The organism is Paenibacillus sp. Marseille-Q4541 (assembly GCF_018310695.1).
Classification (GTDB): domain Bacteria; phylum Bacillota; class Bacilli; order Paenibacillales; family Paenibacillaceae; genus Paenibacillus.
Map to the genome: position 1 here is coordinate 26596 of NZ_JAGXCY010000007.1, position 15957 is coordinate 42552.

Annotated in this window: 18 protein-coding genes; 5 read left to right on the forward strand and 13 right to left on the reverse strand. The window is 42.5% G+C overall.

Annotation, left to right across the window (positions count from 1 at the left end):
• Window positions 1-8: 8 nt before the first annotated feature.
• Both KFT32_RS10275 and KFT32_RS10280 read left to right on the forward strand, forming a co-directional pair.
• Entirely contained in the window at window positions 9-425 is a 417-nt protein-coding gene (locus KFT32_RS10275; RefSeq protein ID WP_211747109.1) for a hypothetical protein, read from the forward strand.
• A 1-nt stretch (window position 426) separates the two neighbouring features.
• Window positions 427-744, forward strand: a complete 318-nt coding sequence (locus tag KFT32_RS10280; RefSeq protein WP_211747110.1) for a hypothetical protein — start codon at window positions 427-429, stop codon at window positions 742-744.
• 153 nt (window positions 745-897) lie between these two features.
• Here KFT32_RS10280 and KFT32_RS10285 read toward each other — a convergent pair whose 3' ends face one another.
• The 5 genes from KFT32_RS10285 to KFT32_RS10305 form a co-directional block, all read right to left on the reverse strand.
• Window positions 898-1167 carry a hypothetical protein gene (locus tag KFT32_RS10285; RefSeq protein ID WP_249435801.1) on the reverse strand — a complete coding sequence of 90 codons (270 nt, stop codon included), beginning with the start codon at window positions 1165-1167 and terminating at the stop codon, window positions 898-900.
• A gap of 129 nt (window positions 1168-1296) precedes the next feature.
• Window positions 1297-2055: an alpha/beta hydrolase gene (locus tag KFT32_RS10290; RefSeq protein ID WP_211747111.1), complete on the reverse strand. Its 759-nt coding sequence runs from the start codon at window positions 2053-2055 to the stop codon at window positions 1297-1299.
• 169 nt (window positions 2056-2224) lie between these two features.
• Complete coding sequence (locus tag KFT32_RS10295) at window positions 2225-2614, reverse strand: hypothetical protein (protein ID WP_211747112.1); 390 nt, start codon at window positions 2612-2614, stop codon at window positions 2225-2227.
• Window positions 2615-2916: 302 nt separating this feature from the next.
• Window positions 2917-3954, reverse strand: coding sequence for an immunoglobulin-like domain-containing protein (locus KFT32_RS10300; protein WP_211747113.1), 1038 nt, complete (start codon window positions 3952-3954; stop codon window positions 2917-2919).
• Entirely contained in the window at window positions 3944-4861 is a 918-nt protein-coding gene (locus KFT32_RS10305; protein ID WP_211747114.1) for a DUF4362 domain-containing protein, read from the reverse strand. Before KFT32_RS10305 ends, KFT32_RS10300 begins: the two co-directional genes overlap by 11 nt.
• 163 nt (window positions 4862-5024) lie before the next feature.
• On the opposite strand from KFT32_RS10305, the gene KFT32_RS10310 reads away from it, so the two are divergent.
• Complete coding sequence (locus KFT32_RS10310; RefSeq protein ID WP_211747115.1) at window positions 5025-6974, forward strand: heparinase II/III family protein; 1950 nt, start codon at window positions 5025-5027, stop codon at window positions 6972-6974.
• Between the two features lie 427 nt (window positions 6975-7401).
• Complete coding sequence (locus KFT32_RS10315) at window positions 7402-9762, forward strand: Ig-like domain-containing protein (protein ID WP_211747116.1); 2361 nt, start codon at window positions 7402-7404, stop codon at window positions 9760-9762.
• Window positions 9763-9837: 75 nt separating this feature from the next.
• Here KFT32_RS10315 and chrA read toward each other — a convergent pair whose 3' ends face one another.
• From chrA to KFT32_RS10345, 6 genes are all read right to left on the reverse strand, one after another.
• Window positions 9838-10392, reverse strand: a complete 555-nt coding sequence (gene chrA / locus KFT32_RS10320) for a chromate efflux transporter ChrA (RefSeq protein ID WP_349304893.1) — start codon at window positions 10390-10392, stop codon at window positions 9838-9840.
• 3 nt (window positions 10393-10395) lie between these two features.
• Window positions 10396-10983, reverse strand: coding sequence for a chromate efflux transporter ChrB (gene chrB / locus KFT32_RS10325; protein WP_211747117.1), 588 nt, complete (start codon window positions 10981-10983; stop codon window positions 10396-10398).
• A 15-nt stretch (window positions 10984-10998) separates the two neighbouring features.
• Window positions 10999-11499 carry a chromate efflux transcriptional regulator ChrS gene (chrS, locus tag KFT32_RS10330; protein ID WP_211747118.1) on the reverse strand — a complete coding sequence of 167 codons (501 nt, stop codon included), beginning with the start codon at window positions 11497-11499 and terminating at the stop codon, window positions 10999-11001.
• Window positions 11500-11713: 214 nt separating this feature from the next.
• Window positions 11714-12829 carry a PAS domain-containing sensor histidine kinase gene (locus tag KFT32_RS10335; RefSeq protein WP_211747119.1) on the reverse strand — a complete coding sequence of 372 codons (1116 nt, stop codon included), beginning with the start codon at window positions 12827-12829 and terminating at the stop codon, window positions 11714-11716.
• Window positions 12822-13475, reverse strand: coding sequence for a response regulator transcription factor (locus tag KFT32_RS10340; RefSeq protein ID WP_249435802.1), 654 nt, complete (start codon window positions 13473-13475; stop codon window positions 12822-12824). The genes KFT32_RS10335 and KFT32_RS10340 overlap by 8 nt, the downstream gene beginning before the upstream one ends.
• Window positions 13476-13613: 138 nt before the next feature.
• On the reverse strand, window positions 13614-14072 hold the full coding sequence (locus KFT32_RS10345; RefSeq protein WP_211747120.1) for a GAF domain-containing protein: 459 nt from the start codon (window positions 14070-14072) through the stop codon (window positions 13614-13616).
• Between the two features lie 197 nt (window positions 14073-14269).
• On the opposite strand from KFT32_RS10345, the gene KFT32_RS10350 reads away from it, so the two are divergent.
• Window positions 14270-15019 (forward strand): Crp/Fnr family transcriptional regulator, encoded by a 750-nt coding sequence (locus tag KFT32_RS10350; protein WP_211747121.1) that lies wholly within the window; start codon window positions 14270-14272, stop codon window positions 15017-15019.
• 97 nt (window positions 15020-15116) lie between these two features.
• On the opposite strand, the gene KFT32_RS10355 is transcribed toward KFT32_RS10350, so the two are convergent.
• Window positions 15117-15272 carry a hypothetical protein gene (locus KFT32_RS10355; protein WP_211747122.1) on the reverse strand — a complete coding sequence of 52 codons (156 nt, stop codon included), beginning with the start codon at window positions 15270-15272 and terminating at the stop codon, window positions 15117-15119.
• Window positions 15273-15400: 128 nt separating this feature from the next.
• Complete coding sequence (locus KFT32_RS10360; protein WP_211747123.1) at window positions 15401-15703, reverse strand: hypothetical protein; 303 nt, start codon at window positions 15701-15703, stop codon at window positions 15401-15403.
• Between the last annotated feature and the right edge of the window lie 254 nt (window positions 15704-15957).

A 15957-nucleotide genomic window follows, 5' to 3' on the forward strand; every position in this document is an offset into this window, starting at 1 on the left:
GGTGAATATTGTATCTAATTGCTCAAAAAAATGTGATGAATATTAAACAATTAATAGATATTTATATACACTCAGAGGAAATCGTGTCATCTCGCGAAACTTCTAGTTCAGAAAAGAAAGAGAAATGTAAAGACATAGAACTAAGACTGGAACATGTTCTACAAAAGTGCACCTTAGATGATTTGAGGGTGATTTATGCCGTCGCTTCAATCGGATCTCATGAAAGAGGTGAAAGACATTATTATTCTAATAACAGTATAGAAATCATTGAGTTAGATATTAGAGAAAATGAAGAGGAACTAATATTTAAGCATAGTAAATATATTTCTTTTCTTACTAAAGAAGAGTTGATTGAATATTTTTTATCCCAAGCTTTTATGACGCAAAGTTTAAACGAAGGAATGAAGATACTAAAACTGAGCTGAGGTGGTAATTATCGTAATTTCAATTAATATTCACGAGATATCATTTTTCTATGATGTGATAGATGAGGTAGGTTCTAATTTAGAGCAATTACAACAAGAGTTTGGGTGCTGGCTGAGTAGTGTTGAGGGAAATCATCCATTTCGAATATATACAGAAATCATTGAAAGTAATGGAGAACTATCTTTTGCTGATTATGTAAATATCTATGGTGCTGACGACTTTATCGCTTGGTTAAATGTAGATAAATACAATGATAAAGTAGCAGTTAAGATCAAAAATACTGATAATATATCGCCAAAAGCAACAATTCATTTTTAATCAATCTACCACTTATTGACCTTCAAACCATTGAAGTCATGGTTCGTATCATTCGTTAATTCGTTAATAGAAAGACGGCATCCAATACATTGGTTGCCGTCTCTTTTGGTTATTGAGCTAACATGAAGTTTAGTTCAATAAGAAATTAATTTTTTAGTACATTTGAGGTAACGGGGTTCCTGCGGGTCTCCACCAAGATTCAACTGTTCTCCAAGCTGTTTCATAATTGTAGCCACTTCCCATCAAGTATCCGATAGCAACAGCTTCAGTCAACGCATGTTGAAAACCAAGATAGTGGGCTTCTCGTAATCCATGTCTAACCGCTGGGCTAATGATGGCAAGAGTCTGTTGATGAAGATCAGTATCCCGATAATAGGCTTGTTGATGATCTTCTTGCTGAAGGTGTTGGTTGTTAAAATTCATTTTTAAATCCTCTCCCCTAAGTAAGTATTCGAAATAACCTATGCGAGTATAGGTGAATGCGGAACAGGGGAGGCACAATCCGTACTCAATTTTATTTTTTAGGAGAGATTGGTTTATTACACCAAAATACTATTCCTCTTTTGGAGATGCAAACATCCAATGTAACGCCCCCAGGAATTGTTTCGCGAAAAAATAATCATCATGAGTTCCGCCTTCTTCCAATACAAATTTCAGCTGATCAGAGTTCATTCCCTTCTCCAGGAACAAGGCATGAGCTTGTACCGTGTATGTAACCATATGACGTTGGATATTCTCCTTATAGACTCCTTCGAGGCTGCCCACGGACAAGAATAGCTTTGCTCTATGTATAGAAAGTGGGGATGTTTCGATGAAAGACAACATGCTTTCATACCATAGGGAAGCAGACAACGCTCCAATTTTCCCGAATACATCAGGGCGAAGATAACCTGCGTAGAGGGAAATCAACCCGCCGAGGGAGGCTCCGAGGATTCCTGTGTGCTCGGGCTCGATCAAAGTGCGGTACGTATGGTCGATATGCGGCTTTAATGTATCTGTAATGTAGGCAATATATTCAGCCCCTTTTCCATCAAATCCGGGAAAAGCGGTACCTCGAAGGGAAGGAGCGGGCCATGGGGTATATTCATGACTCCGATTCGTAGGTTCGATCCCTACAAAAATGAGCTCAGGGAGTTCTTTCGTTCTAAATTTATGATTGAGCAGATTAAACACTTGGCTTACAAGGTCCATTCCATCTTGAAGGTAGACAACTTGAAATCGTGTAGAATTATTTTCCTCACGGTAGGAGGGGGGCAAATAGACCGATATTTGTTTACCTAAAATGACTTCCTGCTGATAAAGTTCTCTCATGTGGGTATTCTCCTTATACATCGATTTGTATTCATGAACCGAGATTATTGCGTTACCCATTAGCATAAGAGAAAACAAAAAGACCATCCATGGACAATATCCTGAATGATCATGGATCGCCTTCTTGCTAAAAATGAAAGCGCAAACAATTAATGACTCTTCAATGTCATTACCTAGCTACCAGCAGGCCTGCTTTTTTGGCAAGAAATTGCGTGAATAGCGCGTGTAGCATCCCTATAATGGAGGCAAGCAAGATTGCAGTTATTTTGGCAGTAGTGCTCCAGAAATCAATAAAATGAAACAAAACGGCAAATAACAAAACATAAATAAGTACAGAAGCAGCAAAGGTCGTCATTCGTTTGGATACGGCCCCGGCCACACCCTGTAAGGGAATGGAGAAGCACGCAATATAAATTGACGGGAGAAAAAGAAACAAGGTGTTTTTATCAGCAAACAAGGAGAAGATTTGATCGGAATGATTCGAAGGCCAGGCATAACCGATACCAACCAAAGCGAGCAGAGCAGATCCAAACATCCAACTCACGTAAAAATAGAGCATAAAATAAATCACGCTCCTTTAAGAAAAACGATTTTTGTAACAGCTTCTGTCATAGGAATCTCCCTTCATGAAGATGTGCGCTGTTTTCTCTTTTTACTCACTGACACGACACAGACCCCTGAAATTAATTTCAAGCTTAAGACTATAGGATAAATATATTCTCTAGATAGCATGACATTCCTCTTTTGGAGATGATGAAAAAATACAAATTTTATCATTTTAGTATTTGAATGAGAGTGAATGAGGGCAGAGGACATAGAAAACCCTTCACAAGCTTTGGGCTCGAAAAGGGTTAGAATGATTTATTTTTCAAGCATGATAAATGGATCACTGATGAGCACTATTTGCTTCTTGTCTTCCCGGTCTGTTGTATGAACGAACTCCACTTCCTTCGTCAAACGATACGTTCCCGTCGGCAATTTTTGTGTAACAGGTGCGCCAAGCTCAACTTGTTCATCGGGTTCTAGTCTATGTAGGGGGCTGTTATAGGAAAAATCGACATGGACCTCTGTCCATGTGCCATCGATGTCAATTTCTATTCCTGTAAACTCACCATAATGGAGGTTCATGTCCGTTTGATTCGTCATCCGAAAACAAACTGCATCGCCGACGATGTACTCTTTTTCGGATAATCCATACTTTACTACTTCTGAGCCGGTTAGATCGATTTTTGAGATCTGCTGTTCCGGCAGGACAAGGTTGGATTTTTCGCCAAGGCTTACTCCTTTTGTTCTCTCAATTCGATCTTTCAACGAAAGGGCGGGAAGAGCGGACATAGCAGACTCAGATGAATCCTTTTGGTCAGGAGGGGTTGTCTCGGTGATGATAAATGGATCACTAATGAGTACCCATTGGTCACTCTCTTGCCCAGTCGCCTCTATTATCCATACTTCCTTAATTAAACGGTATTCGCCAGAAGGTAGATCCCCCGACCTTGCGTAGGTCTTCACTTCAGACTTTCCCGAGTCGAGCCCATACGCAATATCGATAACACTTTCATTTTCAAAATAAACCTCGAACCAGCGCTTTCCTACCTTTTTCTCAAAATGAAGCCCCGCGCCATAGGAAATAGGATGCCCGGATAGATTGGTCAGCTCATAAGAGAGGATTTCCCCTCTTTTATATTGCGACTGTAGGACGTGAAATTCTAATTTCCCGTTTTGTTGTATCCCAGACCTTGTGTAAGGAGATTCTTTGCCCTGCTTCATCTGCTCTCCTTCATCAGAGCGGGCTGCAGTATCAGTCCCAGTAAGATCGCTACAGGAGACGAGAGGGATCGTGAGTAGTAGCAGCGATAGCAAATGTGTTATCTGTTTCATGGCTAATTTTTTATTCCACATAAAGCATATCCTCCGTAATTTTCTCATAAATCTTATCTTTCTGAAGGACGCCCATGATTGCGTTTTTCAGAATCGTAAGGTTCTGATTGTTTTTATCGCATTCATTCCACTCGTAGGGGTACGTATTATCGTCCTTGTAAAGTGTCAGCTTATAGCTCTCATGCGGTTTTTTATTACAGGTTACCGTTTCCTCATTGTTGTCTTGATCCCATAAGAGACCTTGATTCACGGCTTCTTTATAGATGAGTTTCATGTCTTTCTCTCTCAGCTGAAAGTCACTGACGCTCTTATTCACATCACTGCTTACCTTCACGTCAAGTTTCTGTTCTCTTGTATCTATAAGGATTAGAATGTTGTTGTTTACGCCGTACTCGAACCTAAAATCGAAAGGTTTCCCCTTGTTGAATCGTTGGTAATCCAGCTGAATAAGTGATATTTTTCCAGATTCAGAGTATCCATCTTTACAATCTGTCAGTTCATAGGCCAAACGGTTATCTGCCTCCGTACGATCTAGCGAGCTGCATGTGTAGTTAAGAACTTCTTTACTTCCGAAGTGGTCCTTTCTCGTATCATACTGGACGTGAATTGATCCCTCCTTCGTGTACTCCAAGGTATAAAAGATAGGGTCTCCTTCAATGGTGTATAAGACGATACGTTGAACCGCATTTTTTTCCTGAATGAATTTATCCAGCTTGTAAAGGTTTTGCACGTATCCATGCAGACCGATCACATCCGATGTAGGATCAGGATCAGCCGGAGCTGTAGATTGTTTCATGTCTTGTGAAGGGTTACGTGTGGCTTCCGGAGCAGGTAGATCTTCTAAGGCGGGGTCGTTCGATGTACACCCGGTAACGGCGACAAGGACGAGTACAAGAAACATAAGCCCCTTTAATTTGACCATCATCATAAGCCTCCTAACGTCTCTACCTTATATTGAATATGGACGCAGTCAGCTTGGATTTTGTTCCCTTTAATTGGAATGTGAAATGAAGAAGAAGTTCAACATATAGCTTGCTTTACGGTACAATGTAAACGCACACAAAATTTCTTAAAGGTGGTTTGAATCCCCCATGGAAATGAGTAGCACGGAGAAAAAGAGCACCCATTGGAGCAATGTTGATAGCCAGGTAATAAGAAATGCCCTAAAATCAAGCCATGCAGATGCGAATGAAGATTTGGGTGGCCTTATTTTTGGGACGCCGAACTGGAGAGATAAACTGCGCCTAACACAAGAAAACCCATACTTTCATAGAAGTTGGGAGCAGATCAGGTCAAAGGCCGTACAAGCAATGAGTGAACCTTTGCCTGAGCTTTCCTTTGCTCTTTTCCGGCAATTTGCTGAGACAGGTGCGCGTAAAGTGTATGAGGATATTTATTTTGAACGGAGAGCCAGGTTGAATGCTCTTAGTGTTCTGACAGCGGTAATTACAGATGAACCGGAGCATACAAAATATATCGTTTCCTTAGAAAATGTGATCTGGGAAATCTGCGGAGAGTATACGTGGTGTTTGCCCGCCCATCTTCCAGCAGAAGGCGATCCAACCCAAGAGGTGGATCTGTTTGCTGCCGAAACGGCACAAACGCTTGCCGAAATCTACGCAATGTATGAAGGAGAACTGGATCGTAGGGTGACGGAACGTATTCGTACAGAAGTGAGAAGACGTGTGCTTACTCCGGTTTTTACTGAGAAGAGACCTTTCTTCTGGCGCAATTCGGATCATAACTGGTCAGCGGTATGTGCTGGCGGAAGCGGGATGGCTGCTCTTATTCTGATGACTAATTCGGAAGAGCAGGCAGAAGCAGTGGAGCAGGTACTAGGTTCCTTACAGTCTTTTCTAAGCGGCTATGGCGCGGATGGGGGATGTGCAGAAGGACTTGGTTATTGGGTATATGGATTTGGATATTTCACCTATTTCTCTGAGATGCTGAGGGAATATACAATTGGCAAAATCGATCTGCTTGCAGCAAGTCATACGCAGGCGATTGCCCGTTTTCCTTCGTCTATTCATCTTTCAGGTGGTGTGTACGTTAATTTCTCCGATAGTAGTGAACGCGAGGTACTGCCATCGGGATTACTTAGCAGATTGGAAGAACGAACAGGAAATATAAATGAAATTCCCTTCCTTATTCCTGGGATGCTAGATGATCCGGTACGTAGATGGGCACATCTGATTCGTAACTTCTTGTGGAGTAGTGGAAACAAGGACGCCAAGCAGAGTTACAATAACAATTTCTTAACAGAGGCATCTGAACGTACTCTTCTTGATACAGCGGAATTCCCGGACCTTGGCTGGTGGGTGAGCAGAGGTACTGTACCTAGGCTTCAACATCAGGTTGAGCAGAGCAATGGGCTAGCGGTAGGTTTTGCTTTGAAAGGTGGGCATAACGGGGAACCACATAACCACAATGATTTGGGACAGTTTATTGTGCTTGGTGGCGGAGAAAGTTTGCTGTGTGATTTGGGAGCAGGCATGTATACCAAAGCTTATTTTCAAGAAGGAAGGGAATCGATTATTAATATCTCCTCAGGCGGGCACAATGTCCCTATCATCGGTGGGTATATGCAGCAATCAGGTGGCGAATATGTTGCCAATGTCCTTGAATCGAGGACAGATAAGGAGCAGTTAATAGTAAAGCTCGATCTGACAAGTGCTTACTCTGAAGCTCCGATTCGCAGTTTTATCCGTTATGTTCATTTCAGATGTCCATCCATTGAGGAAAGGACAATACTGCAATTGGAAGATATTATTGAATGGCAGGAAGCAGCAGAATCCGTAGAAGAAAGACTGATTAGTCAGGTGTCCCCTGTAATCGGGAAAGATAACGTAACATGGAGTGGTAGCAGAGCGAGGTTGATCCTTACCTACGATTCGGCTCGCTGGACGGCATCATGCATTGAAACATCCCACTTCACCCATGAGGGAGAGCCGTTTATTTTTTATACGACTTCACTAGTAAGTACAGATCATGACGACAACGAAACTAGGTGCCGGCTTCAGTTTGATATAGAGGAAATCTAACAAAAAAAGAGCAGCCAAAAAATAGCTGCTCTTTATTTATGTCTTGGTGCCTAGTAGTCTCTTCTAAGTTATTAACGTGTGACAGGTAGAATGCCGCTTGAGAAATAGACGGATAAGAACACGATGCTGACAAGAACTGCTGCTCCAACACTCCAGAAAATAAGCTTTTGAATCATGGTTTGAAAACTCCCTTTTACATTATTAATAATTGGTACCATTAGCTATTATACACATCAAATGTTAGTTAAAAGAGACAAAATTATAATATTTGTGTCTATTAAAGAAGAAGTTGATTTTTATAGCGCACGATGTAGAAAATTCATCACTTTTTTTCCAAATTAATAAATAAAAACACCCTCAAATCTAATAATCTGTAGTCTCTTGACCGACAAAATAAGAAGAATACGAACAGATATGGGGGGAAATCATGATAAAAAACAGGTTGGCAAAAGTAATGGCGGCGTTTATGGCTCTTATTTTGATTTTGACAACAACAGGACTGACTTCCGTGAATAGGGTGTCCGCAGCAGACGCGGAAATTACCAAACTCGTTTTATCCACGGATTCATTAAGTTTGGAAATTGGGGATAGCAGTACATTGACAGCAACAGCGATCTTTAGTGATGGCAAATCAAACAATGTAACGATCAGCACAGACTGGACGAGTGACAATAGTTCTGTTGCTTCCGTATATAACGGTACAATTACAGCTAAAGGCGAAGGTACGGCAACCATAGTCGCTGTATACCAAGGCAAGTCCCAGGCTGTTAATGTGAAGGTAACGAAGAAAGTTAAAGCACTGACAAAGGACAAGCAAACGCTTGATCTACGTACAGGACAGGAAGAGAGTATTGCGCTTAAAGCGATTTATACCGACAATACGGAAGAAAATGTATCAAATATAGCAGAGTGGACGACTTCTGACAGCAAAGTAGCTACTGTAATCAATGGTTCCGTACGCGCTTTGTCTGCAGGTACAGCAACGATCACAGCGAAGCTCGGAAAACAAAGCGTGTCTGTTGAGGTTGGAGTCGAAGTCGTGAGACGCATCGAGATGGACCATACGAAACTATCACTGCTCCTAAACGATGAAGAGAAAGTAATCCTTACAGCTACGTATCCGGATGGAGAGACGAAGGATGTTACAGCAGATGCTGTATGGTCTTCCAGCAATGAGAAAGTAGCGGATGCATTCAAAGGGAAAATCGTAGGTTATAGTGCAGGTACAGCTACGATTACAGCTGAATACGGCACAAAGACGACGACTCTTGAAGTGGAAGTAGATAAGACACGTAAGCTTGTTGCGAGTGAACAAAGTCTTTTTATGAAAATGAATGAAAGCAAACAAATCAACTTATCCGCTGTTTATCCAGACGATACAGAAACGGATGTTACCAAAAACGCGGTTTGGACTTCGAGTAATGAGAAGGTAGCGGATGTAATTGATGGCAAGGTGTATGCCAATGCGTCTGGATCTGTGACGATTACAGCGAAATACAGCAATCAGACTGTTGAAATTCCAGTGGATGTAGAAGTTGCTCGTCATCTGGATATCGATAAGGAAGAGCTTGGACTCAAAGTAGGCGGTACACACACATTTAAAGTAATGGCGGCTTTTGCAAACGGCGTAACAGAAGATGTGACGAGTAAGGCTACCTGGACGTCCAGCGAAGAAAGTGTAGCTTATGTTACAGGCGGTAAGCTGACAGCATACAAATCGGGTAAGACCACGGTAAAAGCTTCTTATGGCGGTAAAACGGTAGAAGTCGCAGTTAGCGTTGATATTCCGACCAAAGTAGAGATGGCAAGTAAAAAAGGAGTTGTTCCTGTAGATGGAACACTACAAGCCAATGTCATTGCTACTTACACAGATAATCGGGAAGAAGTAGTAACAGAAAAGGCGGAATGGAGCTCAAGTAACGAGAAGGTTGCTGAAGTTTCTTCTAAAGGTTTAATCACCGGGGTAGCAACAGGAAAAGCAACGATTACTGCGAAATACAATGGAAAATCGTATACAATGTCAGTAGAAGTAGGACTTGCTAGCGGCTTGCAAGCTGACGTTCCTATGGTAGCGTTGCTCTCCAAAGAAACATACCAACTTAAGCTTACAGCATCGGACGAACATGGTAATGAGCAGGATGTAAGTAATGATGCAACTTGGAAATCAAGCAGTGCCCGTGTAGCTGACGTGAAAAAAGGCTTAATCACTGCATACGGCAGTGGTAAGACCAATGTTACAGCCGAGTACGGTGATCAGAAGGTAACGATTGCAGTAGAAGTTGACGTTATTGAGCGCATGGAAATTTCGAAATCAGCCCTTTCTCTTAAAACAGGGGATAGTGTTGATTTGACGCTCAACGTAATGCTTAACGATGGTTCAACGCGTGATGTGACGAACACTGCAGAATGGAAAACGAACAGCTATAAAGTAGCTGAGGCAAGCAAAGGTAAAGTAAAAGCAGTAGGTTATGGAAAAGCCAAGATTACAGCGAAATACGGAAGTAAATCGGTTTATGTACCGGTTGATGTGGATACGCTGAAATACTTGCAAACAAATGAAGTGAGTCTGACGCTGAAAAAAGGCCAAACGGTCAAAATTGCGGCAGAAGCAACTTATGCAGATGGCTCGGAGGCTGATGTATCCAAGCCGGCTCTATGGACTTCATCCCGAATTACGGTTGCTACAGTGAAGGACGGTACGATACGGGCAACTGGAAAAGGGAAAGCGACCATTACGGTCAGCTTTGCTGGCAAGAAGTCAAAAGTGAGTCTTGTCGTTACGGAGTAATTCTTTAGTGTTATAAAAGCAGCAAAAGGCCGCTATTCCTTATATGGGATAGCGGCCTTTGAGTTGAAATCGAATTTATACGATCGTATGAGATAACACAATCGCTCCATAAGCAAATGCAATTAAGATAACAAATGCGGGATGAATCTTCGTCTTCGTGAGTATAAACAGCGCAATCGCTGCAATAATTAAAGTCTGCCACACATTAATAGTATCAATCGAGACGAGTCCCATTTCCCAGGTCAGCAAAATCATGAGTACGGCAATTACAGGCTGAACAAGTAAGGTCATTCCTTTGACTACATTAGAAGTACGATATTTATTAAGTAAGCTAAGCAGTAAAATAAGCGCTGCTGCCGAAGGAACGACAGTAGCGAAGGTAGCGATAATAAATCCGGGCCAGCTGGCAACTTGGTATCCGACAAAAGCGGCAATTTTGGTCGCAATCGGTCCAGGAAGGGCATTCCCGATCGCAAGGACATCACCAAATTGTTCATTTGTCATCCATCCATAATGGTTCACAACTTCTTCTTGCATAAGCGGTATGGATGCAGGTCCACCGCCATAACCAAGCACATTGGCTACAAAAAATCCCCAAAACAGTTCCCACCATGTTTGTAGTTGTTCCACGGTTTATGACACTCCTTTATCGTTCTGTTTGCCGCGTTTCAATCGCTGCACGAGGTTTAGATGGAACATGCCATAAACAAGGAAAAGCATAACCACGATCCCTGGGTGAATTTGAAGCAGCTGCAGCAGGACAAAGGCAAGAACGCCAAATAGGATAGCAAATCCTTTTCCAAGGCCTTTCCATGCCTTCAGTGCAAATTCATAAGCCATAATACCAAGCATGACGACAATAACAGGTCTTACCGCTGCGATCATTCCTGCAATGTATTTGGAGTCCTTCAAGGTGTACATCACACCGAGCAAGGCAACAATGGCAATACTTGACGGTAAAATATGAGCAAGCACCGATACAATGGCGCCGGAAACCCCTTTTTTCTTATAGCCCAGATAAGCAGCCATCTTGGTTGCAATGGGTCCGGGAAGAGCATTAGCGAGCGCGAGCGTTTCTCCGAATTCCTCATCTTCCATCCACTTATAGCGGGTTACTGCTTCATAACGGATAAGGGGAATAACGGATGGTCCACCGCCGTATCCCAAAATCCCAGTCCTGACCATCCCAATGGTCAGTTCTTTGTAAGGCTGTAAGTTCATCGCTGATGTCTCCTCCTATAGGCGCATGCCCATGCGGCTCTTGTAACGTTTGAGCAGCAACTGGGATTCTACCTTCACAATCCCGGGCATTTTATATACTTTCTCTAATAGAAAATGTTCCATCTCTTCCATATCTGCAAAAATACCGTGCATATGTAACGTGCTAGGACCTGTCATGTGGTACAGGCTGGTAACCGCAGGCTCTTGATCGAGCTTCTCTGCAACTTCATCCAAATACTGCGGTTCAATGTCTACATTAAAAAAGGCAGATACAGATAACCCCACCTTCACCGGATTAATGACGACGGTAAAGCGTTCGATGACTTCCTTCTCGGAAAGCGCGTTAATTCGGGCCTGAACGGCAACGCGAGACAACCCAATTTGCTGACCAAGATCGGTGTAAGAGATACGGCTGTTTTGGTGAAGGGCTGCTAGTATTTTGCGATCTATTTCATCCAAATTATGCATGCGGGGGATTTCCGATGGGGAAACCTGATCTGCCCAATCCTCACTCATGGTACGACCACCTTTCAAATGCATATGAATACTATTTGTAATATATATACATTATTTAAAAACTTTTCGTAAGATAAGTCAATGATTTATATGCATATCGTTTATTTTAATGACTTATTTCTTTCTATTTGTTTGTTGAGGGACATACAAAAAAACCAACAAGTATCCGGCTAATCGGATGATCTTGTTGGTTTTTTACGTCATAGCATATACGTTACTCTTTAGCAAAAATAAGGGTGATCATCGTTCCTTCTCCAGGAGAAGATGTGATTTTCAGCGTGCCGCCAGCACTTCTCGCTCGTTCTTCCATACTGAAAAGACCAACGCCAGCCTCATTTCCGGCTGCTCCAGCGGTAAACCCTTCACCATTATCACTTATCGTGACGATTAGCTTCGCTTCACGGTCGTCGATCGTGACTATTGCTTCTTCAGCATCGGCATGTTTGGCAATGTTGGTCAGCGCTTCCTGAATAATACGGTACATTGCAAGTTCCAGCTGATGGGGTAATCTTCGGCGTAGATGGCACTCGAAGCTGACATCAATTCCATAATAGCTCGTGAATTTCTCAATATAGGTACGAATCGCAGGAACAACGCCTAGATCGTCCAATACCGAAGGACGAAGCTGCCAGGCAAGACCTCGTACATCTTCAATGATAGCAGTTACCTGTTCACGCAGGGGCTGTAAGTCGGAAGGAAGTACGGATTCATTCGAAGTGAGCTGATCTAGCTGAATCACGAGAGAATAAAGGCTTTGGCCAATTCCATCATGCAGCTCTCTGGAAAAACGTTTGCGTTCATCTTCTTGAATCCGAATGACCTTTGTCATCATGGATTGCAGTTCTGCTTCCGTTTGTTTTAGTCTCGTAACTTCGTTACGAACGGCTAAATACCTTTGGGGTTTTCCTTCTTCGTCCATCAGCGGTACGATCGTGGTATTTACCCAGTAGTAATTTCCGTCTTTGGTTGTATTACGAATTTCTCCTTGCCATACCTTACCCTTGCGAATCGTAGTCCACAGATCCTTCATAAAAGCAGAATCGTGATACCCCGAGTTGATAATGCGATGATCCTGTCCAATGAGTTCTTCTCTGGTATATTTTGAAATTTCACAAAATTTATCATTCACATATAGGATTTTACCTTTGGTATCGGTCATAGCCACAATAGAGGATTCATCTAAGGCAATTTTGAGATCGGTGAGTTCCCGAAGTGCACTTTTCACTTCATTCTTCACCGTTTCATGCTCCATGTGGTGTTCTACTTCATTCACCAGTGTATCGATGGAATAATTACGAAAAGGAGTTGTAAAGCTTTGTGCGTCAGTCATAAGTCATAAGCCCTTTCTTCATGGCAAGCTTGACGAGCTCAGGTCTGCTTTTCAGCCCAAGTTTATCCATGAGGTTACTCTTATGTGACTCAACGGTTTTGACGCTGATAATAAGCTGTTCAGCAATTTCCTTATTGGAATATCCTTTGGCAATCCAGGTCATGATCTCTTTTTCACGATCGGATAAGGATTCAAAAGGTCCATCTGTTTCCCCGCGCCGAATCATGTCAGAGTATTCCTTCATCAGTTTCTTCGTTGCACTTGGATACAGGTAAGCTGTTCCAGCCGCCACAGAGCGAATAGCAGCAATGAGCTCCTCATGTGGGGCGCTTTTTAGGATGTAGCCTGAGGCACCTGCATGGATTGCACGGAATAAATATTCCTCATCATCATGCATCGTTAGAATTAATACGCCAATATTCGGCATTTTTTGTTTTAGTTCGGCGGTTGCGGTGAGGCCATCCTTTCCAGGAGGCATACTGAAATCCATGAGTACAACATCAGGATTCAGTTCTTCAGCCTTTACAATAGCCTCATCACCATCGGCTGCGTCCCCGATGACTTCAATCTCATGCTTCCCTTGAAGCAAGGCAGATAGTCCAGATCGCACCACAATATGGTCGTCTGCTATTACGATACGAATCAAATGCTCTCCCTCCCTTTCTTTAAGGTCCGGTGTGATGTAGTTAACATTTTACTACACATAAGAAGAGGCTGCATCTGATCTTTTCAGGAAGAGAGCTGTATATACTTGTTGGGTTCATTGGATTTAGCAAAAAAGGACTTAAATCACAATCGGTATGGTTGGCATTGAAGAGGAGAGGTTGGAAGCTTCCTTTTGCACATGCTGGATTTCATTATGATGAAATGTACGTGAGTGGTATCGTGTACCGGTAAGAAGGAGCCCGATCAGAGATTGGCTCTGGAAGAGAGGGACAGAGATAATGCTTGTTAGCCGCTCTGCGAGCAAGAGTGGACAGGAATGAAACAGAGGGGCAGCATGGCTAGTGTTAAAGCTAGCACTGAAAACCCGGCCGGACTTGAAGACAGGTTCTGCAATCCCTTCATTTGTCTTAAAAGAGAGTTTGCCAGTGCGTTTACTACGGCTTCCGATGTGAAAGATGACATGCAGTTTTCCATCTGTTTTGGAGAGAAGCAAAATCGCGGTAAAGTCGGTATTTAGACTTAGCTGCATTTGATTTAAAGCATGCTCTTCGGCTGGGGATAAGTGTTGCATCATCATCAATCACATCCTTCGGTTTTGATTTATGCAACTAAGATTACTCGTTTTTGAGAAAGAGGCTGTGAAAAATATCACCAGATCTCAGGGGAATGAGTAAGATAGGGGAATTTTGGATCGATAATCAGGTGATTCCCTGATCCCTTTTGATGGAGCGCAAAGTACAATAGAGATATAAGAAGAGCGAGGGGCGATTTAAGATGACACTAGTATTAGCCAGAAGAGGACGTGAGGTAGAGGTGACCATGTGCGAAGGTAACGAGACCAGCCAGGGGGAAGCTGAACTGAAAAAAGTACTTCAGGGCTTGATGCAGCTTAAATCGATCACAGCCGGAGATACACTGTTCTATGAAGGTGACGATGTTGAGGCATTGTACTATATCAAGTCGGGCCGTGTTAAGATAACAAAAACCAACGAGGATGGTAAGGAGATCATTCTTTCGTTTATGCAGACAGGGGATCTGGTAGGGGAATTTGGAGGCATGGATGGAGAGTTTCATGGATATGGAGCTGAGATCGTCGAAGAAGGCATGGTGGGCGTGATCAGGATAAGGGAACTTGAGATCTATCTCAGCCAAAACGGAGAGATGGCCTTGGAATTTATCCGCTGGATGGGGACAACACAGCGAATGATGCAGTATAAGCTGCGTGATCTTTTAATGAACGGAAAAGCGGGTGCGCTCGCTTCGATGCTTGTAAGAGCATGCAACAGTTATGGGAAGGCAACTGCCGAAGGGATCCTGATCACCAAAAAGCTGAATCATGCTGACCTGGCAGAACTGATTGGAGCAACTAGGGAGAATGTAACGAAGACACTAAGCGGTTGGAAAGAACAAGGGATCGTTGAAGTGTCGCAGGGACGAATTCTCGTCCGTGAACTAAGCGAACTTCATAAGATTTGCGGTTGCCCGGCAGGTAACCTGTGTTCTTCGCAGATTTGCCGTTTGTAACTTAAAAAATAACGTGAACTAAAAAAGACACCTACAGGGTGTCTTTTTGTATATTTATTCTAGAATCAGCGAACGGCTTCTCTAAAATGCATTATGTTTATTGGTTAGAAACAAGCTTTTTGGAAGGATAAGTATAGGATAACTTACGTAAAATTTCCTTTTGCCATTTCTCATCGCCGATGGACACAGCCAGATTGAGCAGGTCTAGGTAGTCATCAAGCTGCAAAGTCGTTTTGGTTACCGATATGTTCATTCTGTCCTTCAGTCCCCTTTTACAATAAAATATGCAAAGCTGCCATGGTAGGACAACTCGCAATAATGATAATCATTATCAATAATTTTATTATGCATGGTTTCTTATGGAATTGCAATCATTTGTAGTTATTTTTCTTTTATTCTTTTGGGGAGTAGTAGATAGGTAATAATCAGAAAAGGTACATAAATGCCAAGAAAGGCACCGGGAATAACCAGCAGTGGGTCCAGTAAAATATGATGGACTTGGGTAGTGAAAGTTGTTCCGTTCGCATTGGTTTGGTACACCGCAAGAAGGATCGTAATACCAGCGAGGTAAATGCAAAACAGGGCAATAAAGTGCAGTAGACGCTGCAATGGTTTATAGAGCAAAGAAAGTCCGCTGAGAACAAACGGGAAAAGTATAAAGCCCGCAATCATGAGTGTGTTCATGTAAGTCAGTCCTCCTTTTTTGTTAGAAGTATGGACAGATTGATGGGACCGCATACTTTGTTCCACAGTTAGAACCATTGAAGTTCAGATGATGCCAGCCATAAGCACGAAGGAAATGCGCAGAAATAGTCACACTTTTTTTACGATTCATATGCGTGAAATGAAGAAGAATTAACCTTTTTTATAGGAAAAAGCCGATATTAACTATTGAATTTACACATAATGGGTCATATTCCTTTATAAGAGGAATGATC